At 49.9% G+C, this 21,859-nt stretch carries 18 protein-coding genes and 2 pseudogenes; 3 read left to right on the top strand and 17 right to left on the bottom strand.

The window, feature by feature from the left end; all coding sequences use genetic code 11:
- On the bottom strand, nucleotides 1–423 hold the full coding sequence (locus ACL02P_RS19405; protein ID WP_016313896.1) for a Na(+)/H(+) antiporter subunit B: 423 nt from the start codon (nucleotides 421–423) through the stop codon (nucleotides 1–3).
- Nucleotides 410–2,821: a Na+/H+ antiporter subunit A gene (locus ACL02P_RS19400; RefSeq protein ID WP_036699853.1), complete on the bottom strand. Its 2,412-nt coding sequence runs from the start codon at nucleotides 2,819–2,821 to the stop codon at nucleotides 410–412. Before ACL02P_RS19400 ends, ACL02P_RS19405 begins: the two co-directional genes overlap by 14 nt.
- A 128-nt stretch (nucleotides 2,822–2,949) precedes the next feature.
- Between ACL02P_RS19400 and ACL02P_RS19395 the strand changes: the two genes are divergently transcribed.
- Complete coding sequence (locus tag ACL02P_RS19395; RefSeq protein WP_016313898.1) at nucleotides 2,950–3,636, top strand: universal stress protein; 687 nt, start codon at nucleotides 2,950–2,952, stop codon at nucleotides 3,634–3,636.
- A gap of 94 nt (nucleotides 3,637–3,730) precedes the next feature.
- Here ACL02P_RS19395 and ACL02P_RS19390 read toward each other — a convergent pair whose 3' ends face one another.
- From ACL02P_RS19390 to ACL02P_RS19360, 7 genes and pseudogenes are all read right to left on the bottom strand, one after another.
- Nucleotides 3,731–4,294: a tyrosine-type recombinase/integrase gene (locus ACL02P_RS19390; RefSeq protein WP_016313899.1), complete on the bottom strand. Its 564-nt coding sequence runs from the start codon at nucleotides 4,292–4,294 to the stop codon at nucleotides 3,731–3,733.
- Nucleotides 4,295–4,541: 247 nt separating this feature from the next.
- Complete coding sequence (locus ACL02P_RS19385) at nucleotides 4,542–5,336, bottom strand: sensor domain-containing protein (RefSeq protein WP_085169412.1); 795 nt, start codon at nucleotides 5,334–5,336, stop codon at nucleotides 4,542–4,544.
- A gap of 131 nt (nucleotides 5,337–5,467) precedes the next feature.
- Nucleotides 5,468–5,650 (bottom strand): hypothetical protein, encoded by a 183-nt coding sequence (locus ACL02P_RS19380; protein ID WP_085169414.1) that lies wholly within the window; start codon nucleotides 5,648–5,650, stop codon nucleotides 5,468–5,470.
- Nucleotides 5,651–5,691: 41 nt separating this feature from the next.
- Nucleotides 5,692–6,834, bottom strand: coding sequence for an enolase C-terminal domain-like protein (locus ACL02P_RS19375; RefSeq protein ID WP_085169416.1), 1,143 nt, complete (start codon nucleotides 6,832–6,834; stop codon nucleotides 5,692–5,694).
- An 86-nt stretch (nucleotides 6,835–6,920) separates the two neighbouring features.
- Nucleotides 6,921–10,613, bottom strand: coding sequence for a GH92 family glycosyl hydrolase (locus tag ACL02P_RS19370; protein WP_412837889.1), 3,693 nt, complete (start codon nucleotides 10,611–10,613; stop codon nucleotides 6,921–6,923).
- A 183-nt stretch (nucleotides 10,614–10,796) separates the two neighbouring features.
- Nucleotides 10,797–12,215 (bottom strand): group II intron reverse transcriptase/maturase, encoded by a 1,419-nt coding sequence (gene ltrA, locus ACL02P_RS19365; RefSeq protein ID WP_068693838.1) that lies wholly within the window; start codon nucleotides 12,213–12,215, stop codon nucleotides 10,797–10,799.
- Between the two features lie 492 nt (nucleotides 12,216–12,707).
- Nucleotides 12,708–13,214, bottom strand: a pseudogene (locus ACL02P_RS19360) (slipin family protein); the annotation flags it as partial.
- A gap of 28 nt (nucleotides 13,215–13,242) precedes the next feature.
- Here ACL02P_RS19360 and ACL02P_RS19355 point away from each other — a divergent pair.
- A pseudogene (locus ACL02P_RS19355) lies at nucleotides 13,243–13,530 on the top strand (WYL domain-containing protein); the annotation flags it as partial.
- A complete protein-coding gene (locus ACL02P_RS19350) occupies nucleotides 13,517–14,335 on the top strand; it encodes a WYL domain-containing protein (RefSeq protein WP_323078588.1) in 819 nt (272 codons plus the stop codon). The pseudogene ACL02P_RS19355 and the gene ACL02P_RS19350, both read left to right, overlap by 14 nt.
- Here the strand turns inward: ACL02P_RS19350 and ACL02P_RS19345 are convergent.
- From ACL02P_RS19345 to ACL02P_RS19310, 8 genes are all read right to left on the bottom strand, one after another.
- Nucleotides 14,332–14,937, bottom strand: a complete 606-nt coding sequence (locus tag ACL02P_RS19345) for a response regulator (RefSeq protein WP_412837888.1) — start codon at nucleotides 14,935–14,937, stop codon at nucleotides 14,332–14,334. The genes ACL02P_RS19350 and ACL02P_RS19345 overlap by 4 nt on opposite strands.
- 6 nt (nucleotides 14,938–14,943) lie before the next feature.
- Nucleotides 14,944–16,053, bottom strand: a complete 1,110-nt coding sequence (locus ACL02P_RS19340; protein ID WP_009224922.1) for a sensor histidine kinase — start codon at nucleotides 16,051–16,053, stop codon at nucleotides 14,944–14,946.
- 27 nt (nucleotides 16,054–16,080) lie between these two features.
- Nucleotides 16,081–17,235 carry a DUF418 domain-containing protein gene (locus ACL02P_RS19335; RefSeq protein WP_412837887.1) on the bottom strand — a complete coding sequence of 385 codons (1,155 nt, stop codon included), beginning with the start codon at nucleotides 17,233–17,235 and terminating at the stop codon, nucleotides 16,081–16,083.
- A 197-nt stretch (nucleotides 17,236–17,432) separates the two neighbouring features.
- Nucleotides 17,433–17,558, bottom strand: coding sequence for a hypothetical protein (locus tag ACL02P_RS19330; RefSeq protein ID WP_232282279.1), 126 nt, complete (start codon nucleotides 17,556–17,558; stop codon nucleotides 17,433–17,435).
- A gap of 346 nt (nucleotides 17,559–17,904) precedes the next feature.
- Entirely contained in the window at nucleotides 17,905–18,657 is a 753-nt protein-coding gene (locus ACL02P_RS19325) for an ABC transporter ATP-binding protein (RefSeq protein ID WP_028538461.1), read from the bottom strand.
- Nucleotides 18,654–19,718, bottom strand: a complete 1,065-nt coding sequence (locus tag ACL02P_RS19320) for an iron chelate uptake ABC transporter family permease subunit (RefSeq protein WP_339301033.1) — start codon at nucleotides 19,716–19,718, stop codon at nucleotides 18,654–18,656. The genes ACL02P_RS19325 and ACL02P_RS19320 overlap by 4 nt, the downstream gene beginning before the upstream one ends.
- The gene (locus ACL02P_RS19315; RefSeq protein WP_009224926.1) at nucleotides 19,718–20,737 is read right to left on the bottom strand and encodes an ABC transporter permease; all 1,020 of its coding nucleotides are present in this window, start codon (nucleotides 20,735–20,737) and stop codon (nucleotides 19,718–19,720) included. The genes ACL02P_RS19320 and ACL02P_RS19315 overlap by 1 nt, the downstream gene beginning before the upstream one ends.
- Nucleotides 20,738–20,750: 13 nt before the next feature.
- Nucleotides 20,751–21,803, bottom strand: a complete 1,053-nt coding sequence (locus ACL02P_RS19310) for a siderophore ABC transporter substrate-binding protein (protein WP_260071194.1) — start codon at nucleotides 21,801–21,803, stop codon at nucleotides 20,751–20,753.
- Nucleotides 21,804–21,859 lie beyond the last annotated feature (56 nt).

Below are 21,859 nucleotides of genomic sequence, written 5' to 3'. Positions count from 1 at the left end.
TTATCGATCCTCACTTATGCTTAGAATGATATTTACCGCCGTCCCTATGACCGCGAGGGCAACCCCCGTATCAAAAATCAGCGCGGAGGCCAGCTCAGTATCCCCGAATATCGGCAATTCGACGTGGCCGAAGGTTTGAGTTAGAAACGGCTCGCCGAAGATCACCCCGGCCATGCCGGTGAACACGGCGATCAGCACCCCAATCGCCGCGAGCTTCTTAAAATCCATGCGGATGTTCTCTCTCACCTTCTCGATCCCATAGGACAAGTACAGGAGAACAATGGCCGATGCCGTGCTCAGCCCGCCGATAAATCCGCCGCCCGGATGATGATGGCCGTTCATGAACAGGTAAATCGAAAAGGTTAAGATAATGACGGCCGCCACGCGGGTGACGCTTTTTAAAATCACATCATTCGGTTTCATTGGGTTCCCTCCTTTTGGAACGCTGATGAACCAAGAGATAGACGCCCAGCCCGGCGATCGTCAGCACGGATATCTCCAGCATGGTGTCAAAGCCGCGGAAATCCACGAGGATGGCGTTGACGATATTTTTGGCCCCGGCCAGCTCATAGGCATTTTCGAAAAACGAGGTGATTGGCTCGAACAGCTTATGTCCGTTCGCAGCTAAAGCCAAGAGACTTACCGTTAATCCCATCGCCATGGAAATGATCAGATTCGTCAGCTTAAACGATAGTCGTTCGATGCTCTTCTTCAGCTTCGGTAAATGGTAGAAGCACAGCAAGAACAGAACCGTGGTCACCGTCTCCACCACCATTTGCGTTAATGCCAAATCAGGAGCCCTGAAGATGACGAAGAACATCGAAATCATATACCCTATCGCCCCCAAAGCTACAATTGCGACGATACGATTCGAGGCGAACAAGACGGTGAAGGCCGCGATGATCATTGCCACCACCAGTCCGGCTTCGAAGATCCCGATAGGAGCATCCTTGGAGAAATCAAGACTCAAGCCATAGAATCCTAATAGGGAAGCCATTAGCAATATCACAAAAAATGAAAAGATATAAATGAGATAATGTCTCAGCGAACCCGTCATATATCCATCGGTCAGCGATCGCGAGAACTTCTCGGATCCTTCCAGCCCCTGATTAAACCAGTGATTTAGCGTCAGCTTCTGCGGGAAGCTTCGAAGGGCCGGAATCCATCGTTTCGTTGTCCGAAAGAGGAATACCCCCAAGAGGATGACGCCCACGGTCATCAGCAATTCAAGGTTTAGGCCATGCCACGCACTGATTTTGAGATCATAGGCCGTCACAGACATCATCGGCAATACCGCGTTCAAAGCGGGCGTTAAAATATATTTTCCGAGAACATTCGGGAAGAAGAAAATCACAATCACGAGCACACCCAAAACGATCGGTGAGATCAGCATTCCCAAAGGGGCTTCATGCACTTCTTTCATCAATCGTTCCGGACGGAAGCTGCCGCCGAAGGTTTTGAAGATAAAAATCATACAATACACAAAGGTGAATATGCTGGCTACCCAAGCCACGATCGGGAACAATAAGCCGATATGGCTAAGCCCAAAGATTCCCGCCTCAGCAACTTCATTGACCGCTGCAAAGAACATTTCCTTACTCAAAAAGCCGTTAAATGGCGGTAACCCAGCCATCGATAGACCGCCAACCAAGGCGATCGTAAACGTCACCGGCATCACCTGCAGCAAGCCGCCCAAATAGCGAATATCCCGCCGACCGGTCTCATGGTCAATAATGCCCACGACCATAAACAAGCTGCCTTTAAACGTGGAGTGGTTAAACAAATGAAATAGGGCGGCAAAGGTGGCTACCGTAAAGACCGTTCCGCTCTCCCCAGGCCCAAAATAAACTGCCAGCGAGCCGATCCCTAGCAAACACATGATCAATCCTAATTGACTGATCGTAGAATAAGCTAAGAGCGCTTTAAGATCGGTCTGTCTGAGCGCACTTAAGGAACCGTAAAGCAGCGTAATCAGCCCCACACCAGCGACCAGCCAGAACCAGACCGAGCTGCCGCCAAAGATCGGTGTCATTCGCGCCACCAAGTAAATGCCTGCCTTCACCATCGTTGCGGAATGGAGATAGCTGCTGACCGGAGTGGGTGCTTCCATCGCATCCGGCAGCCATATGCTAAAGGGGAACTGTGCCGATTTCGTAAATGCCCCCAATAACACGCACAGCATTGCCGGAATAAACAAAACATGATTTTGAATCAAATCCACGTTCGCAATCAATTCTCGAATGCTGTAGGTATCCGCCATCATAATCAACATAATGAATCCCGCTAACATGGCGATTCCGCCAAACACGGTTATCAACATCGCCTTCAACGCGCCTTGTCGGGAGCTTCGCCGCTCAAACCAATACGAGATCAATAAGAACGAGGACACGCTGGTCAACTCCCAGAAGCCGTAGAAGACCAAAAGGTGATCCGAGAATACGACGCCTAGCATGGCCCCCATGAACATCAGCAAATAGATGTAGAAGTTATGGAGCGCCTCCCGCTCCTTGGACATATAGAAGACCGAATAGAGAATAACCAGAGCCCCTACACCCGAAATCAGAAGCCCAAATAAGAGACCTAGTCCATCCACATAAGAAGTCAACTGGATATCTAACGTCGGAATCCACGGCAACGTATAGACATAGGTTTTCCCGCCTGCAACATCGGGTATATATTGTAATAAATAGACGAAGATGGATAGGGGGATAATGAGCACAAACCATCCTGTATGGACTTGACGATTCAAGTATTTATACAGAAAGGGTACGAGTATAGCACTTAACAACGGAAGAAAAATGAAGGTATAGAATGTAACCAAGCGCAATCCTCCTTACCTGAGAATCAATCTGACGATTATACGATTTGACGGGGGATGAAACATCCATTATAGTCGTACGTAGTTTATTGCAACGCTCTATTATTATCCTTTGAGGTGAATAATACAAAATGGATCATCCATGTAATGAAAGTGTTCTGGTTTGCGTTTATTATGGGCCGAACGGAGAACGACTAATCAAACGTGGTTGCAAAATTGCTAACCTGATGAAGGCCCCGCTATATATACTGACGGTAGATCCCAAACCTTTCGACGAATTGGATGCAGATAAGGTATTTCATATCGAACAGTGGAAAGAGTATGCCAATTCCCACCCAACAGCACAGTTTATTATGAAAGACAATGAAAGCCGCCCTGTTTATAAGGTCATTGCCGAAGTGGCTCGAGAGAAGAACATTACTCAAATCATCCTTGGACAGACGGCCCAGAGCCGTTGGGAACAAATGACGAAAGGGTCCATTATCAATGCCTTGATCCGGGAGATCCCCTTTGTGGACCTGCATCTGATTTCCGTTGCCCGTTATATTCCCGACGAGGAAGGGATTTATGAAAAGGGAGTTCGTGCTTACTTGATCAAAGACGGCGATCATTTTACCTTAAGCTTTAACCACCTCAAGGATGCCGAATATGAAGGGATCTTCTTCAAGGAAGCCAATACGGATTTCGATAATGGCATCTTCCGCTTTATGAAGGACGCTGAAACGCTTCAGGTCCTGGTCAAAGACGGAATCGTCAACGAACTCAAAAATGTGGACATTCAAACCGCGATGAATCGGGTCGCCGTAGAAGAACAGTAGGCAAAAGGGAATATTAACGAATGAGGGATAACAGACTCTCCGCATGCTTTATGTGGAGAGTTTTTTTGTGATTTGTCATGGCCAAACGGGAATGTTACAAATTAACGTCCACTTTGATCGGCAACCTTTCATTTTTATCAATCCCTAGATACTTTAGGGTTTCAGCGGTAGAGTGATGATGCAAGATCGACTTAATGATCGAGATGGCCACCCCTTTATAGTAGGCATGATAACCAAAGGTCTTTCGCAAAGTATGCGTTCCGATCTTCTCCGAAATGCCCACCTCTCTGGCCGAACGATTAATAATGCGATAAGCCTGCTGGCGGGTAATCGGCCGGCAATCCTTCTTGGACTTGAATAAGTAGTCCCCTGGCTGCCAATCGATCATGCTCAAATACTCCCTCAAAATTTCCCCGATATTGCAGTTGAGATAATGCGCCTGATCTTCCCCTGTTCGTTCATTCTTCACGTAAAGGAACTGCTTCGGCTTCTCCCCGTCCCACACATCCTCGACTGTCAGATTTAGCAAATCGATCAAACTGATACCTGTATTAATCCCCAGCACGAACAGTAATAAGTCTCGAACCGAATGTTTACGCAACTCCTCCTTCATCGCCTGAATGGTTTCAAGGTCTCGAATCGGATTAACAAACTCCACAGAGAATCCCTCCGCATAATGTTACATAAATTCATTCTAACATATATTAAGTAACATCGCAATGAATAGCTGACATCGTTTCACAAGAAAAGACGTCTCCGTTATCAGCAGTATCTGCTAAACGAAGACGTCTATTCCAAATAAGAATCCATTCCATCCGGCGAAACCCGGAGCCCTATCCATTTTCTCTTCATCGTTTTGTCGCTATTAATAATATGTTTAATTTATTCAGTACCTACTCAACCTCTTAAGCAAGCCACACTTTCTCAGTCGTAGGATGCTCGTGTAGATCATCCTCAAATTGCGGCAGAACCGGCGCATGGAATTGGTGTGGTGCTGCGGCTGGAGCAGGCTCTGATGTCGGCTGCAAATAGGCTTCGTCCACATACATGATTCTGCGCTGAACCTGCATGAGCCCATTCACGATGCGAAGCGCAACCCAGAACAGGAAGAGCCCCACGCCCACGTAAAACAGGTATTGTTGATTATAGGTCCAGTTGATATGGAAGTAGGTAAACAGGTTATTTTCTAAAATATCCAGCTTATATTCATTCATCAGAACGATATGCACCACAGGAAGCGCTATAAAGCCAATGCCCAGGGCAAGAGCGACGATCATTACCGCAAAGAATACGATGCCGGTGACAAAGCGAAGCAAGACCAGCATCAAGTTGCGGATGAACAGTCCCCCGTCAAACCCTTTGACCATGCGCATGAACCAATTGGACCCGACTTCTGCCGATGGATGGTTTAGAGCCGCTGCAGGCGGAACTGGCAACCCTAAAATATGCCGAATCAAACCTTGCTCAAAGCTTACAATTCCGTTCAACAGCTTGGCCATTCCAAAAAACATCGGGATTCCGACAAATACCGGAGTCAACGCAATGGAGAGGGTAAGCCCGGTGATCGCCACCGTAAAATAGATGATCCCTAACGGGAGGGCTAACAGCAAATAAAGAATCGTTGCATAGGTTTTGGGATTAAACAGCGCCCAATTCACCTTCCCCGCTTTCGCCACATTCGTCGCTTCAACTGCTTTCACGTTCAAACACTCCTTTGACTGCTTCAGTCACGCACAAAATTTATAAGTTCATTATAACTACCCTACTGGCGTGACATAACCGTCTTAGGTGGTGTTTGAAACTAGACTTTAGGCTAGGACGAGCCCAGTGATTACTCTGGTTTCGGCGGCTCCGCCACCAAGCTGGCCAGCTTCTCCAGAAAATCGGCAACGATCTCCAAGGACGCCGTATCGTAACTCTTGAACAGCTCAATCCCTCGTTTCTCTTGCGCTTGGTGAAATACCCGATGCATTTCGGCCAATTCGGTACCAAGCGGAGTGCAAAAAAGAACCATCGGCCAGGATTTCCTGACCGATGGTTTGCCATCTGGTGAGCTTATACCGTCCAGCCGCTTTCCCGAACTTCCCCCTCATAATAGGTATCGTCAAGGTGTAAACCAAACCCTGGGGTCGAGGGAAGGGCTACGATGCCGTCGTGAATCGAGTAACCCGACGTATCGATGCCGGGGATATGGGTCTCATCCCACTCGACAGACATAAACCCTGGAATCGCAGGGTAAGCCTGAGCGGAAGCAAAATTGCCATAGAATACGCCGTAATGGTGCGGTGCAGCGTGAACCCCGCTTCGGGCCAGCCGCTCCCCGAGCTTCATCCAATTCACAATGCCGTAATCCAGTAAGTCATACTGAATCGCGTCAATCAACCCTTGCTCGGCCCATTCCACGATGGGCTTTGCAGCGTGACCTTCGCCATCCGTAATGAGCACATTCAGCTTCTGTTCGCTCATCCATTCCTTCAGGTTGCGATACAGACAATCGTCCTCATGAAACGCCTCTTCAATCCACGACAAATTGGACGATGCCGTCTCTTTTAGCACATGCTTGGTCAAGTTCAAGTTGTAGCCATTATTGGCGTCAATCATGAGCTTGCATTCGGGGCCGACTGCCTCCCGGATCCCGTTAACAATCGCGATGTCGCGTTTGGTTCCGTCCACTAAATCCATATGCATCGCTCCGCGTCCTACCTTAATTTTGAAAGCGCGGAAGCCTTCATTGTAACCTTGCATCGCTTCTTCTTGCAGCAGACGTACCGCATCGCTCTCGGAGCTCAAATGCAAATCGTCAAAATATAAGGACGTATCGTAACAGGGCACCTCCAACGGAGATGCAGCCTTTTTGCCTGTTAATAGTTCATAAACGGGTTGATTTCTGACCTTGCCCAACCAATCGAAGAGCGGGAATTGCAGATGTAGAAAGCGGTCTTGAATCCACTGCTCCTCGGAGAAAATCTCTCTGACCGGAGTCCCAATAAGAGAGGCTGCCTGTTCACGGGTAATCCTTGACCAGCCGAAGCCGGATATGCCCCCGATGGTGATGCGAACTAAAGGAAAGCTTACTTCTTTGCCGTGTACCCCTAGCCGTGCATTGCAGCCAGCCAACCGGCGGCGTTCCCCCTTCATATGCACTTGTTCGATGCGCTGGATTCGCCAACTTTCATCTAAATAGGTAAATAGGTTCATCCTATTCAACCCCTTTCTCTTCTTCTTAGTAGAATCAAACTCAGAATTCAGCTGAAACCGCTCTCAATTCTTTTGCTGAACCGACTTCACCAAATGCTACGTAAATTCCATGCGAAAAGGGACTTCATCGTAACGCTTGACCCTTGGATAAACAGTCGGATCGAGTCGCTGTCCTCCCGAAGAGGGTACACTCGGCCCGTCAAGCAAAGCTCGTCATTCACGAACACTTCCACAATGGAGTGGTCGAGGAACAGGTGAACTCGGAGCTGTTTATGTTGCTGCATTTCGTAAGGGGCCACGAGCTCCCAGGAGTGGACGCCCGCCGCTTGGCTCGATCGAGAGCGATCCAATACGATCTGTCCCCCGGAAACGTCGAACTTAAGGGTGGTTTGTTCCTCCCCGTCCGGGGAACGGAAGACCTCGAATCCAAACGACGTCTCCGAACCGGTTAGCTCAAACTCAGCGATAATCTCGGCAGCTTTTCCTTGGATCCCTAGCTCATGGTGGCCCGGCGACCAGACCGTCTTCGGCAGTTCGTAGGGGGTTTCTCTCAACACCTGAAGCTCCACGACCGGCTTAAAAATCAGGGTGTTCGTGTCTGGATGGAGCTCCACGGTTCTTGGGATCGACTGCACCCCCGACCATCCCTGGATTTCCTTCATCTCCCCGCGGGCGTTGTCGGGGAGCCAGCCCCACAGGATGCGACGGCCGTCCGGCGCCAACATCGATTGCGGTGCATAATACCCTTCCCAGCCGCCATGGTCTACGAAGCCCTCCTGTTCCTTCACAAATCGCAGATCGTCTCCCATGGAACCTACAAGATATTTCACCTTGTCGCTAGGCGAGTAAATCAGAACCGCTTTGTCTTGCAGGCGGAAGGCGTTTGGGCATTCCCAAAGGCTTTCCTCCCCCGTATGAAGGAGATGCCGAAACGTCCAATCCTGTAAGTTCGCCGATTCGTACAGTAACGCACAGCCTTTGCCTTGCAGGCTCCCTCCCAGTACCATCAGCCACCGGTTCCCCTCTTTCCACACATACGGGTCCCGCCAATCCCGCACCGCCAAATCCTCTCCATGCATCTCCTGGGTCAGCACCGGATTCGCGTCGGACTTCACCCACGTCCGCAGTCCATCCGGGCTGGTGGCCATCCATTGCTCCGCGCCGGTCTCGGCATTTCGTTCGCCCTCACCAATGCTGGTGTAGAACAGGGTTGGCACGCCCTGGTCATCAATCACCGCACAGCCGGAGTAGCAGTGCACTTCGCCAAGCTCGGCGGACGGCGCCAGCGCGATCGGCAGATGCTGCCAATGCACCAGATCCGTACTCACCGCGTGCCCCCAGTGAATGGTTCCCCACCGATCCCCATACGGGTTGTATTGATAGAACAAATGATATTCACCCTCGTGATAGATCAGTCCGTTCGGATCATTCATCCAATTGGCCGGCGGGGTAAAATGGTAAATGGGCTTGCCTAAGGTCATGCCGCATTCCTCCGTTTCACAGGGCAGGGATCCTAAAGAAGTCATCGAAGACGGCGCATCCTCTGGCGAGCTTCCCCATGCCTTGTTGGGTCGCGGCCCCATCTCCAGCACAAGTCGCCCTCCGCTCATCAGATCCTGATGGCTGAGCAAAGGCCGTGAATACGGCTGCCCGTTCAAAACGGCGGATTGGATGTACTTGTTCGCTTTTGAGACATTACGCGCTTCAATGACAAACGTCCGGCCTTCCCCGACATGCAGAGTCGTCTTCTCGAAGATCGGGCTGCCGATATCATAGACAGGCCGTCCCGGGCACACCGGATAGAAGCCCATCGCACTGAAAACATACCAGGACGACAGCGAACCAATGTCATCGTCTCCGCACAGGCCTGCCGGTCCGTCGTTATACATCAGGTGTTGGATGTCGCGTACGCGCCGCTGGGTTTTCCAAGGAGCTCCCGCATAATTGTACAGGTACGGGATATGAAAGCTAGGTTCATTGCCATGGGCATACATGCCGATCAGTCCCGACATATCGGGGAATTGCCCGAGAAACCACGGCTTCTCCATCGTGTATTGCTCCGTAAACAATGCGTCGAGCTTCTGCACGAAAGCCTCTCTCCCGCCCATCAGCCGGATTAACCCCTCCACATCGTGCTGTACATGGAAGGTATAGATCCAACTGTTCACTTCGGCAAAATACCCCTCCCCGGCAAACCCGCCGGACAGCTTCGGATCAAACGGTTCAACCCATTCCCCTTCCGCTGTCTTGGGCGCCATCAGCCCGAGGTCAGGGCGGAACAGATGGCGGTAGTTGCCCGCGCGTTGAAGGAAAAACTCGGCTTCCTCGTCCCTCCCCAGCTTACGGGCCACTTGGGCGACGCACCAATCGTCATAAGCTCGCTCCAGTGTAACGGACACGGATTGCCGGCGATGCCAAGGATCCACCTCGGGCACCCATTCGTCAACGCCAACCTCAGGGACCCAGGTGATTTGATTGGGCATCTTCTCCATAACGAGGTCCCAGAGCTTTTTTCTCCACTCGTCCGGATCTGCTACCTTCGCGTCTTCCCTTACAGGGAGGGCCGGAAACCAGCCTTGTTCGTAGTACACCCGATCCAATTCCGTTGCTGGCACCGTCCGCCAGGGAATCAAGGACATTTCCGTCGCATCCTTCAGCATTCCTTCAAAAGCCTTCTCGACATGGATATCATCCAGCCCTTTCGCACAGGCATCGGCAATCAGCGAAGCGGCATGATGGCCGATCATCACTGCATGATCTCCTCCCGGATGGGGGAATTTCGGCAGCAACCCGCCTTGTTCGTACATTCGGACCAACGAGTACACCATATCTTCAAATACGCGGGGTTCGATAATGCTTTGTAGAGGTCGGGCACAGCGATACGTATCCCAAAGCTGGTCGTGCGTGTAGAAATCCCGCCCTTCCGTCTTGTGGACCTTTCCGTCGAAGCCGCTGTAATATTGGCCATCTTCCGTAATGTTCCGCATCCGTTGCAGCGTACGGTACATCGCCGTGTAGAAAATCGTCCGCTCTTCCTCCGTCCCGCCTTCCACCTCGATCGCCGAAAGCGCACGGTTCCAAGCGTCGCGGGCTCGGGAAACGGAGGCCTCGAAGTCCCAATCCGGCAGCTCCTGCTGTCGGTTCTTCCGGGCTTGCTCCAAGCTGATGTAAGAGATCCCTACCTTGAACTCTATCGTTTCTTCCTTCTGCTGCGGCTCGTAGGTTAAATAGATTCTCGGGCTGTTTTCGATCACACCAAACGACGACGTTGCCTCTTTCATTTCTAAGCTAAAATAGCAAACATATCCTTTATTCACGCGCTCCCCTTCGATTATGCGGCCATCGTGCTTGTGAATTTGCATCGTCTCGCCGCCGTCGATGATGACATGAACCGGCCCAGCGGAGTGGAAACGAAAATAAGCGCTGCGCTGAGCGGCCGTCATCTCGGCATCGATCTCATGATCCTCCAGGAAGACGCGATACTTATAGGGCCGGGTCTCCTCCAAATCATGATCGAAGGTGGAAGCATGCTCCTCCCGACGATCGGACAAAGGGCTGCCGGAAACCGTCACCGATGCCGGTCCGAAGGAAAATCCGAAGATTTTGTCCGCCAAATACTTGTCTCCGATGCCCGGCGTGGTGACCGGATCGATCTCCATCATCCCATGAGGAAGCTGCACGGTTGGAGACGTGGACCACGTTTTGTAGGACAACGTGCCGATATTCGTATTGACGTACGATGCCCAATCCCGATCAGTACGGGCGGTTGTGTTCTTCAAGCTGATCCCTCCCATATTATAGTTCTGTTTTAATTATATATAATATATTTATCATGACATATAGTACAGTAGTTTTTACGTGATAGAAGATTTCTCAAAAAAAATCGGGTAGGAGGCTACCCATTAATTGGGCAGCCGACCTCCCACACCACCGTACGTACCGTTCGGTATACGGCGGTTCCATTAGGAATGCGCAGTAACTTGTCGATAATAATCAGAAAAGAAAAGGAATCCGAGGTTCTTCAGCCTATTGTTACCGAGGGACTTCGAGAGGATTGGGCTATTGGAGATTCTCCAATAGCCCTTTCTTGTGTTTGCGTATTCCCACGCCTTCTGTTCATGAATTCCGAGCGATATAAGCCTTTCGAGTTTCGTCCTCACTCGTTTCCATTGCTTCCAGAAGACCATTCGGATACGCCTTCTCATCCATTTATCAGTGGTTTGGAGTAGTTGTTTCATGTCAGCAAGCTTGAAATAATTTACCCATCCCATGATGTAACGCCTAAGCTTCAGCGCCCGGTCGGTGTTGCCCATTCCGTTGCTTCTCGACGTTAGCTCTTTCACTTTAGCTTTCATCTTGGATACGGATTTGGGATGGATTCTGACCCGCGTTTCCCCTTTGCTCTGGTAGAATGAGAAGCCAAGAAATTTAACTTTTGTCGCATCGTCCACGATCGTTTTCTCCCGGTTTACCTTGAGAAACAACTTCTTCTCGATGTAAGGGAGAATTTTCGTCAGGGTACGCTCCGCACTCCTCCTGCTCCGGCAGAATATGAGCATATCGTCTGCGTATCGCACGAATCGATGTCCTCTTGCTTCCAGTTCCTTGTCCAATTCATTCAGCATGATATTGCTGAGAATCGGACTTAGGTTCCCTCCCTGCGGTACGCCGATTTCCGTGTCCTCAAACTTATGCTTCACGACGACTCCCGCCCGGAGATACTTATGGATGAGCGAGATCACTCGTCCGTCTTTGATCGTTCTTGAAAGCACCTCGATGAGCTTGCTTTGGTTGACGGTGTCAAAGTATTTCTCCAAGTCCATATCCACCACGTAACGATATCCCTCTTGCACGTATTGTTGGCTTCGTTTCATCGCGTGGTGTGCGCTCCGTTTGGGTCGGAATCCGTAGCTGTTGTCTGAAAACTGCCTCTCATAAATTGGCGTAAGCACTTGGGCGATTGCCTGCTGGATGACTCGGTCAACCACTGTTGGAATGCCAAGGTTTCTCTTCTTTCCGTTCTCTTTGGGAATCTCTACCCTTCGAACGGGATTCGGGCGGTACTTGCCGCCCAAGATCAGTTGCTTGATGGTCTCGCCGTTGTCTCTGAGATATTGTAGAAGTTCATCTACTCCCATCCCGTCGATTCCGTGCGATCCCTTGTTCGCTTTGACTCTCTTGAATGCTTCGTTCAAGTTGTCCCTGCTAACGATTTTCTCAAGCAACCGGTCCTTCGACTCGGTTGCGTTGGTGTCGTCGGTTTCGGTTATCCTCGCAGGACTGTGCACTCCCGCATATCCTTCGTGTTCCGCACTATTCTTTTGCAGAGAGTCTTCCGTTAGAAGTTGGCTGCCCTTGGCTCCTGTTTCGGTAACTTTCATTGACTTCACCTCCTAAGGTTCAGCCCTTCCCTCGAACCGTCGACTGTTCGCGGTACTATGGCGTCTGCTGACTTCTCATGATAAATCTTGTTTCAACCGTGATTCGAAGTGCATCTCCTCACGTCCATGAGACCTCCCACGGTAAGACGATTCACTTTCCTTCCATATACCCACATCATTTACATTGGTACGTCCGTGTAGTTAATTGGACTTCGTCTTGTTTAGCAGACTCATCCCGTATCCTATGCCTGATGATGTTCGTGTTCCTTGGGCCGGAAGTTTGCCTCCAGCTTCCTTTGGATTCCACCTCGCGGTGGACACCCTTGCTCTTGGCTAGTGGTTGGTAACTACAAACCCCCACAGTGGACTTTCACCACCTAGTTAATCGCCATGCGTGGCACACTAAAAAAAGCGACCTTTTTAGTCGGAGTCGCTTTTGAAACTGTATATGGAGGGTCGTTGCGGCTCAACCGAACATCCCCTTGAAGAATCGATTTTCTCACAAATCTTCTCGAGGAATTCCAGCTCTTTCAGACGGTACGACGTTTGATTCTCATCCATCAGCTTCGCGGTGTTAAGCAAGCTTCGGGTCGAGGCTGTCTCTTCCCGGCGGGTGATCAGATTCGCTTGCGCTTTTTTCTCCGCCAACAGGACGGTGTTTAGAATCTCTTTCATTTCTCCTGGTAAAATCACATCCTTTACCCCCGCACTCAGGAACTGAACGCCGAACTCTTCCCCCTTCTCGCGCAGCCGAGACAGGACGAATGTTGCCACATCCTCTTTCCGTTTCAAGAGATCATCTAATCTAAGCGTCCCTACATATTCTCTCAGCATGAGCTGGAGCTGGATGTAGATTTGCTCGTCAAACGACTTTATCTCCAAGCTACGTAAAGGGTTCACAATTCGATATTGGCAAACGAAGTTTAGACGCAGTGTGACCTTGTCTTCCGTCATGAGTTCTTGGCCAAGGAGATCCATTTGCTGCTGTCTCCTATCAATCGGCTTCACCATGACCGATACGGATCCACTCATAGATACAGGCCAAACTGTAAGAGTACGTGCCCGATTTTATAACCCGGAGGGTTCAGTACCGAATTTCGTGAAAGAACGGGTCCTGCTGCAAGGCCAGTGGGGACAAATCGTGTTTGAAGATGAGAATTCCTTTATTTACGAAATTACGGTAAACGGAACAACCGAAATCAAACCGTGGCTGCGAAGCTTCGGGTCCAGCTGTGAGGTCATAGAACCTGCTTCGCTTCGCCGTGAAATGATTGCCGAATGGAAGGAGATCCTGTCTTACTATGAATCTGTTTGAGAAAAACTTTAACCACCAGATCATCTCCCGGCTGGAGGACTCAGGAACGTTCACGGTGACTTCTCATGAACGGGCATGGCTGAAGACGATGCTCAATCACCCCGCGGCAACGGATGCCTTCACTGCGGCTACATTAACCAAGCTGCGATCCGTTCTAGAGCCGGATCCCGTGATGGATATTGACGATCATTTGATTGAAAAAGCCCGCGCCAAGGAAAAACAGGTCTACCACCCCCTCCTGCGGCTGCTACGCCGACTCATCATGAATCAATCGGGCTTCCGGATCACTTACGAAGTCAAGGGTGAACGCGTGTACACCGACTATTCGGGGTTCCCTTATAAACTGGAATATTCCATGGTCAAGAGAGAATGGTATCTGATCTGGTATAACATCAGGCATCAATCTGTGATGAGCACCCGGCTGAAGAAGATCCACGCTGTTACGCAAGAACCTATCGAGCCGGCAGAAGTGGAGATGATCCGGAAGAAGATCGAGGAAACACTGGATAACCGCAGGACTGAAGCCGTCATTGAAATTATCCCTAACTACAACGAAGAATTGTCCCGCATCCTTTATGCTTTCTCTAGCTTTGAGAAAAAAGTAGAGTACGATGAATTGCACGACACCTACCGAATCAAGGTTAGCTTGCCTAGTGACGAGTTGGAGTATTTGCTTTCAAAGCTTCGTTTTCTAGGAAAGCGAGTTCGGGTCATCGAGGGAAATAGATATGAGTCACACCCTATCCCAATGGTTCAGCTATATATTAAACCGGGACTTTGCCGAAAGTACCCAACCTTCGTCTAAATCCAGCCTCGCTCCTTCGCCCGCTCAGTGGCCTGCTGCCGGGTCTCCACCCCGAGCTTTTGAATCGCCAGGGACAAGTAGTTTCGGACCGTTCCCTCCGTCAAAAACAACGTTTCCGCAATCTCCCGGGTTGAACGTCCCGCGTGCGATAACCGCAGCACCTCGGTCTCCCGCTCGGTCAGCGGATTGTCCTCTTTCAGAAACAGTACCTCCGCCAGGTCCTTGCTGATCACGCGTTCTCCGGCCATGACTCTCCGGATGGCATCGATCAGAAACTCGATCGGTTCATCTTTTAACAGATACCCCTCTAACTTGAGATCCATCGCTTTCTGTAAATACCCCGGACGGGCAAAGGTGGTCACGATTATCACTTTCCCCGGATTTCCGGACCGTTTAAGCCGCTCGGCAACCTCCAACCCCGTCAGCACCGGAATTTCAATATCCAGCAAGCACACGTCAGGCTCCAGGCGCACAATCGCCTCCCATGCGGCTTCTCCGTCCTCCGCTTCGGCGACAACCTCGATATCCTCTTCAAAAGACAACAGCGATTTAAAAGCCCCGCGCAGCATTTGTTGATCCTCGGCAATGACAATTCGGATCATCCGTCTTCACCCCCTATTTCCCATGAGCGGTACAATAAACGTAATGGATATCCCTTGCTCCGGGCGCTGCTTCATTTCAACTTCACCTTGCAGCATCGCCATGCGCTCCTGGAATGACTGCACGCCGTTACCTTTTCCCGGCTCCAGCTGACCATTCCCGTTATCGCTCACTTCAAGATAAAGTCGCTGATCCCGCTCGTATCGGGTGATCATGCATTCGCTAGCCCCGCTATGCTTGATGATGTTCGTGACCGCCTCTCGGACGGATAACGCTAGCATCGTTTCCGCCACCGGGGATAGAGGGGTTAACGGCGTCTCATTTGAAACAAGCAACCGAATCCCTACCTTTTGCAAAAGATCCCCCGCCAGCTCGATCTCCTTCTCCAGCGGAACATACTTCATTCCGGTCACCAGCTCCCGCACCTGCTTTAAAGCGTGTCTGGAGGTGTTCACGATATCTCGCAGCTCCTCCTTGGCTTGATCAGGGTGTTGATCCACTAACCGGATGGTCAGCTCGCTTTTCATCTTAATCATCGTCAAGGTTTGCCCCAACGTGTCATGAAGATCCCGGGCGATCCGGTTTCGCTCCTCCTCTTGAATATATCGTTCCAGCTGAGCATTCGCGAGATTGAGCTTCTCCTTCAGCGCCTTATTTCCCTCTCGAACCTGAAGGATGGGAGGGACCGCCAGTTGAATAATCATCACCGGAAAATAAACCGTCCGAAAGACTCCCGCCGGCTCCCCTTCATGGATCCAACCGGCCAGAATGAACATCGCGGCAATGCCGACCATACCAATGCCGATGACCCGCTTGCGATCCGCCCTTCCCAAAAAATCCGCAAACACGAAGCCATACAGCAAAGCCCCCATCCCTTCATAGATGCTCAGCGCGAGAATCAACAGGAAGCCAACGCAGCTGCCCAGGAGCATCAGCCACCGACGTTGCCATAGGCAAATATAGTATGAGGCTAGGAACAGGAGAAGAAACCCTATTTTGACGAGGATCGGATAGGGAACGTCCAGCACCAGCACCCGGTAGATTAGAAATACAATGATAATAACGTCCAGCAGTAAAAACTTCTCGATTTGGTCCGCAGGATACAGCTTCCGTAACAATGGGCATCCTCACCTTATGCTTGATCCTCAAGCGGCCAGCTTGCCCGCGAGGTTCGTCATCCACCTTCTCGTCGCTTCCAGCGGCCCGAATCGGAACCGCTTGGACCACAGCGAGGCAAATACGATTTGGAAACTGGAGATGGCCAGCCAGATGAGAACCGTGGTAAATGCGTCCACCTTGCCTCCCAGGCCAAGACCCCATCCATAAAAAATAAGGGAAGCGGTGATATTTTGCAAGACATAGCAGCTCAGGGACATCCGCCCCACCTGCTCCAGCCGATTCCACAGCCACAGCCCTTCGTATCGTTCAAACAGCTTCGCGATGAGTGCAAGATACCCCAGCGAGAGGATCGGTGCAAATAAGTACCGTACAGGGAAATCCAGATACCCGCCCGGGATAAAAATCAGCAAATTCAGCGGAACCCCGATCGCCAAGCCCAGCTTCAACAGCTTTCCTCGGTGCCGCCGCCCCTGCTCATCGGGGGCAAACACCCCGGACCGCATCATCCGAATGCCCAGCAAGAACAGAAACAAATTCATGGGAATTACGAACACGGCTTCCAAACGGAGCGCCACGAAATTCGCCAGGCGATCCTGTACCTGTTGAACCCAGCTGCCGCCGCCATATAACGCTGTCGTCGCACGCATATCTCCCATGGAGATATGCGCCCCGGAGAGTCCGAGATAGATCCCGAAGCCCAGGATCAGCAGCATGATTCCTCCATGCCCCCCGCCAAAGATCCACATCGCCCGCCGAATCGCCCGATCCCCGCCTTTGACGATAAAAGCGGCAATGATCGCCGTGATCCCGTAGCTCATCAGAATGTCATACTCCATCACCAGTGTAAAATGCAGCAACCCTTCCGCCATCAGGATAAACGACGTCCAAAGGTACATTCCCGGCCAGGCGTTCCCCCGCTTCAAGGCCTGGCGATACTTCATCTCCAACCCAACGCCAAACATGATCGTCAACAAGCCCAGCAGCTTGCCGTTGACCAAGAACAACACGAAGACTCGCACGAAGTCCTGAAGCGACGACCACCACGCCGCATGATAAAAAGTAAAGACATAATTAACGTCTCCCAAATGCGCGAAAATCCAGACATTCGTCCCCAGCGTCCCCAACACCGCGAACCCTCTCAGAATATCGAGCAAGCGTATTCTCCCGCCGTGATTCTCCATCCCTTTCCCGTCCTTTCGTTTCTCTTGGTAGCTTCATTCTACCTTTGAACACCGGGGCGGCGGAATTCACAGTTGTCAGGAGATTGGGATGACAGTGTCATGTGATCACTTTTATAGGGCTCAAGGCTGCAGATCAGCCTCGTCCAATGTACTTGATTCTCCGTTGAATCTGAATCAAGCCTTCTGATAATACAATTTCACTTTACGGTAGGCCAGATTTCATTCTTGGAATTCGGACTATAGAGATCTTGACTGATATAAGCCTCAATAGTCGGGAGTTCAGCAGGCACATACCCATTTGAAGGCAGCCATTCCGAATAAATTTGTCTGTAGGTATTTACAAATGCGGTTGGGACAGGTCCCTGGTTCGTAGTTTTCCGATCCCTTTTCGGGCTTCACTCGGAGTAACACCATGCTGTCTGTGCTGATTAATTCTTGTGCCGCCAGCGTTAACCGACGCCGCCGAATATAATCACCAACCGTGATATCGGTCAGGATCAAGAACGTGAGCTTCCATATAATCAATCGCCTTCTGCAATGATTCAATCAATGCCAATTTAGCTCAATCAAGGGGCTCTCCTTGGTTCAAAAGACACCAAAAAGGCGAGCCCAGGACAACCTGAAACTCGCCTCGTACAGCTTTATGCTCTTAACTGATCTCCCGCTCACCTAATAAACTGCGATCGGACCATAAGGTCCTTCGATAATTTCAATTTTCGTTTCGAAAATGTCCGACAAAATTTCAGGCTTCATAATCTCTTGAACCGTTCCGAATGCGGCAATTTGTCCATTCTTCATCGCGCAGATGCGATCGGAATACTTGGCGGCGAAGTTGATGTCATGCATGACGGTAAGAATGGTTCGGCCAAACTCATTCGCGGCGATCTTCAGATGCTCCATCATCTGTACCGAACGGGCAATGTCCAAGTTGTTGAGCGGTTCATCTAACAGCACGTACTCGGTTTCCTGGCAGAGCACCATGGCTACATAGGCTCTTTGTCTCTGCCCGCCTGAAAGCTCATCCAAAAACCGATGCTCGAGGTCCGTCAGTTTAAGAAAATCAATATACTTCGAAATGATGACTTCATCTTCCTTGGTTAATCTTCCCTTGGAATAGGGAAATCTACCGAACCCCACGAGCTGTCTGACGGTAAGTCTAGTAACGAAATGATTCTCTTGGCGCAAGATCGTGAGGATCTTTGCTAGATCATCGGATTTCGATGTTGTCACGTTCATATTGGCGACGGTAACTTGACCCTCATCCATGTTCAGCAATCTGCCGATCATGAGAAGCGTCGTCGATTTTCCAGCACCGTTCGGGCCAATTAAGGAGGTTACCCCGGCTTTGGGAATTTCGATGTTTAAGGGCCCGATTTTGACTTCATCCCCGTACCATTTCCTAGCGTTCTGAATACTTATCATAGCGACCTCTTCCTTAAGATTACAATAAGAAACGCAAGTCCACCAAATAACTCAATAATGACACCTACGACGGTTTGTGCATGAAAGACGTGATACAACAAGAAATAAGCAGACGTTAAAATACAAAAACCGATGGCAAAAGCCATTGGAAAGACGTATCTGTGATCATACGTTGGTGCGGCTTGGTAGCTCAGCATCGCCACTAAAAAACCAAAAAAGGTCAGCGGACCAAGCAATGAAGTAGAAATAGCCATTAAGACAGCGACTAAGACAAGCGTAAAGATGATGCCCGCCTGATAATTCAAGCCGAAGGTCGTTGCCACATCTTTTCCTAGCGCCAGGACATTTAACTTTCTAGAAAAGAAGAATAGACCTAAGGCAGTAAGGATAACAAGCGGAATCACGATAGGAAAATATTCAGAATCCGCATTATTGACCGAGCCAATAAGCCTGGACTGCAGCAGGTCAAACTCCGATGGGGCAAGCATTCGTCTCATAAAGCCCGAAACGGAATTCAGGCCTGCTCCAATAATGATGCCGATGAGAAGCATCAGCTGCAAATTGCCATACTTCCCGGACAGCAGCCATCCATACAAGGTTAAGCTCAACAGAACCATCAGCGAAACCTGAAGGAAGAAGGCGCCCTGCCCCGTGAAGCTGACGAGCGCACCCGCTCCGAAGAAGAACAACGTACCGGTCTGGATCGCTGAATAAAGGGATTCGTAACCCAGCAGAGAAGGGGTAATCATCCGGTTATTCGTTACAGACTGAAACGCGACGGTTGAGAAGCTGTGACATAATGCAGCAATGAACATAGCGACAATGGCCACGAGCCGTCTCTTTACAACAGGAACGAAAGAGGGAGAGTCCACCGGTACTGGATTGTTATAAAGCAACAACCCAAGTGCAGCAAGCAAACCCACACCAATGAACAACACTAATAAAATCCAGTAGCGTTTCGCTTCTTTCTTGGTTCGAAAAGCGCTGGCAGATCTAGCACGAGGGCTGGCGTTTAATTCGCTGTTTGTGCTGAGTTGAGAATCCACTGTTAATGTCTTCATCACAGCCTCCTGCTTTTTCGTTGTCTTAGCAAAATTAGGATGAAAACGACCGCTCCTACGGTACCTAGAATTAAGGAGACGGGCACTTCGAACGGCATAATGATAACCCTGGATACGATATCACACAGCATGATCGTCCCCATCCCCATGACACATACCCAAGGGAGATTGCTGCGAAGATCGTCTCCGCGAACCATGGATATGATGTTAGGGACAATTAATCCTAAGAAAGGAAGATTGCCGATGACCGAGGCGACAATCCCTACGGCAACTGCAATGAGTAAATTCGCCAATAGAATAAGTCGTTTGTAATTGACACCTAAAGCAGTGGCTACGTCTTCTCCCAATCCAGCTAGCGTTAGACGATTGGCATACAGAAAAATGAAGAACGTGACAATGATAATAATCCACAAATATTCATATCTTCCGGCTTGAACTGGAGCGAAAGAACCGATGAACCAGCCTTCGATCACTTGAGACATGTTAAAGAAGAGCGACAAGAAAGTGGACAATGCCGAGATGACGGCACCAAGCATTAATCCAATGATCGGAACGATCAGAGAAGAGCGAAGTCTTACACTCCTTAGGAAGAAGAAGAAAACCATCGTTCCAACGAATGAAAATATAATTGCACCCGTCATCCGTACTACTAATGAAGGGCTGGGGATTAGCAAGTAGACCGTAAGCAGACCTAAACCCGCCCACTCCGTTGTTCCGATGGTGGTCGGCTCGACCATTTTGTTCTGTGTCATCAGCTGCATGATCAGCCCTGTCATGGCCATCGCCGCCCCGGTAAGCATTAAGGCCACCGTTCTTGGAATCCGAGTGATGAAGAACATATCCCAGCCGTCTTCTTGTCCAAAGATATCATACACCCCCGTAAACAGAGAGATGATACCTAGAATAATAACGCCGAGGATGGCAAGTATGAAGGGAAATGTCCATATCTTTTTACGCTTAGAAAGCTGAGGTTGAGAAGTAGTCTCAACCTCAGCGATAACATTCTCGGGCACAATCATGTACTCCTTTATTTTACTTCTTTAGAGTTTGCGCAATTTCTTGGAAGATTTCAATGAACGTTTGAATCGATTCATTTGTGTAGGTGTCCGTAGGAGCATACAAAACTTGTCCTTTAGATACGGCTGTTGTATTTTGAAGTGCCGGAGCGTTGTTAATTACGTCTTGAGCAGGAACACTCTCTTCTCCGCTGGAAGTTGCAGCGTCGCGATCAAGTACGAACATCCAATCCGGATTGCTTTGCGCAATAGCTTCTACAGAAACTTCATCCCCTTGGTGGTCAGTAGTTGCGTTCTCTACCTCCAGTGCTGGAACCCAGCCGAAGATATCGTACAGCGGACCCCATACGCGGCCAGTAGATGGAGCAGCGAAACCAATGTTACCACCAGAAACAATGACGCTCATGACTTTGTCTGTTCCATTGTAAGCTGCTTTCGCGTCAGCCAGCGCTTGATCGAATTCGGCTACCAGTTGAGCTGCTTCTTCATTCTTATCGAAGATTTCACCAAACTTCGTTGTAATCTCTTTGAAGCCGTTGACCAGATTGTCACCTGGCGTGCCATTTTCACCGGATACATCAACGTTTACATCAATGACGGCTGCATTCGGAACAAGCTTCTTAATATCTTCGTAGTAGCCGGAGAAACGTTGACCTACAATCACCAGATCTGGGTTAACCGCAGCGATGACTTCCAGGTTAGGCTCTCTGTGGTTACCGATATCTTGTACCGATTCGTCGGCAACATAAGGGGAATCTTTAGGCATTACCCCTTTAGGTGCAGCCGCGAGCTTAACCCCCCAATCCGCAAGGGTTTCAAACGTTCTGTTATCCAAAGCAACGACGCTCTTCGGATTAACCGGAACCGTTACCGTACCATGGCTATCTGTAAACTCAACGGTCGTTGGTTTTGCTGCTTCCGTCGATTCAGCGGACGTTTCGGTTGCAGTGGAAGCGTTGCTGTTATTTGCTTTCGTATTGCTTTCCCCCGCAGTGTTTGTATTAGAGGAACATGCGGCTAACGCCAATACCAAGATGACCATCAAGATGCTCGTTATGAATCTTTTCATTTGTATGACCTCTCCTTTAAATAAAAATTATATAAATAGAATGATTAACTAAATCC

Origin of the sequence: Paenibacillus sp. MB22_1, assembly GCF_047200555.1 — a bacterium.
GTDB classification, from domain to species: Bacteria; Bacillota; Bacilli; order Paenibacillales; family Paenibacillaceae; genus Fontibacillus; species Fontibacillus phoenicis.
This window is presented reverse-complemented; position numbering and strand designations above follow the sequence as displayed.

What these genes read in the sequence shown, in the direction of transcription:
- ACL02P_RS19405 (WP_016313896.1), bottom strand. Translation starts at nt 423, where the DNA reads ATGAAACCGAATGATGTGATTTTAAAAAGCGTCACCCGCGTGGCGGCC.
- ACL02P_RS19395 (WP_016313898.1), top strand. Translation starts at nt 2,950, where the DNA reads ATGGATCATCCATGTAATGAAAGTGTTCTGGTTTGCGTTTATTATGGG.
- ACL02P_RS19380 (WP_085169414.1), bottom strand. Translation starts at nt 5,650, where the DNA reads ATGGTTCTTTTTTGCACTCCGCTTGGTACCGAATTGGCCGAAATGCAT.
- ACL02P_RS19375 (WP_085169416.1), bottom strand. Translation starts at nt 6,834, where the DNA reads ATGAACCTATTTACCTATTTAGATGAAAGTTGGCGAATCCAGCGCATC.
- ltrA (WP_068693838.1), bottom strand. Translation starts at nt 12,215, where the DNA reads ATGAAAGTTACCGAAACAGGAGCCAAGGGCAGCCAACTTCTAACGGAA.
- ACL02P_RS19350 (WP_323078588.1), top strand. Translation starts at nt 13,517, where the DNA reads ATGAATCTGTTTGAGAAAAACTTTAACCACCAGATCATCTCCCGGCTG.
- ACL02P_RS19345 (WP_412837888.1), bottom strand. Translation starts at nt 14,937, where the DNA reads ATGATCCGAATTGTCATTGCCGAGGATCAACAAATGCTGCGCGGGGCT.
- ACL02P_RS19335 (WP_412837887.1), bottom strand. Translation starts at nt 17,235, where the DNA reads ATGGAGAATCACGGCGGGAGAATACGCTTGCTCGATATTCTGAGAGGG.
- ACL02P_RS19325 (WP_028538461.1), bottom strand. Translation starts at nt 18,657, where the DNA reads ATGATAAGTATTCAGAACGCTAGGAAATGGTACGGGGATGAAGTCAAA.
- ACL02P_RS19320 (WP_339301033.1), bottom strand. Translation starts at nt 19,718, where the DNA reads ATGAAGACATTAACAGTGGATTCTCAACTCAGCACAAACAGCGAATTA.
- ACL02P_RS19315 (WP_009224926.1), bottom strand. Translation starts at nt 20,737, where the DNA reads ATGATTGTGCCCGAGAATGTTATCGCTGAGGTTGAGACTACTTCTCAA.
- ACL02P_RS19310 (WP_260071194.1), bottom strand. Translation starts at nt 21,803, where the DNA reads ATGAAAAGATTCATAACGAGCATCTTGATGGTCATCTTGGTATTGGCG.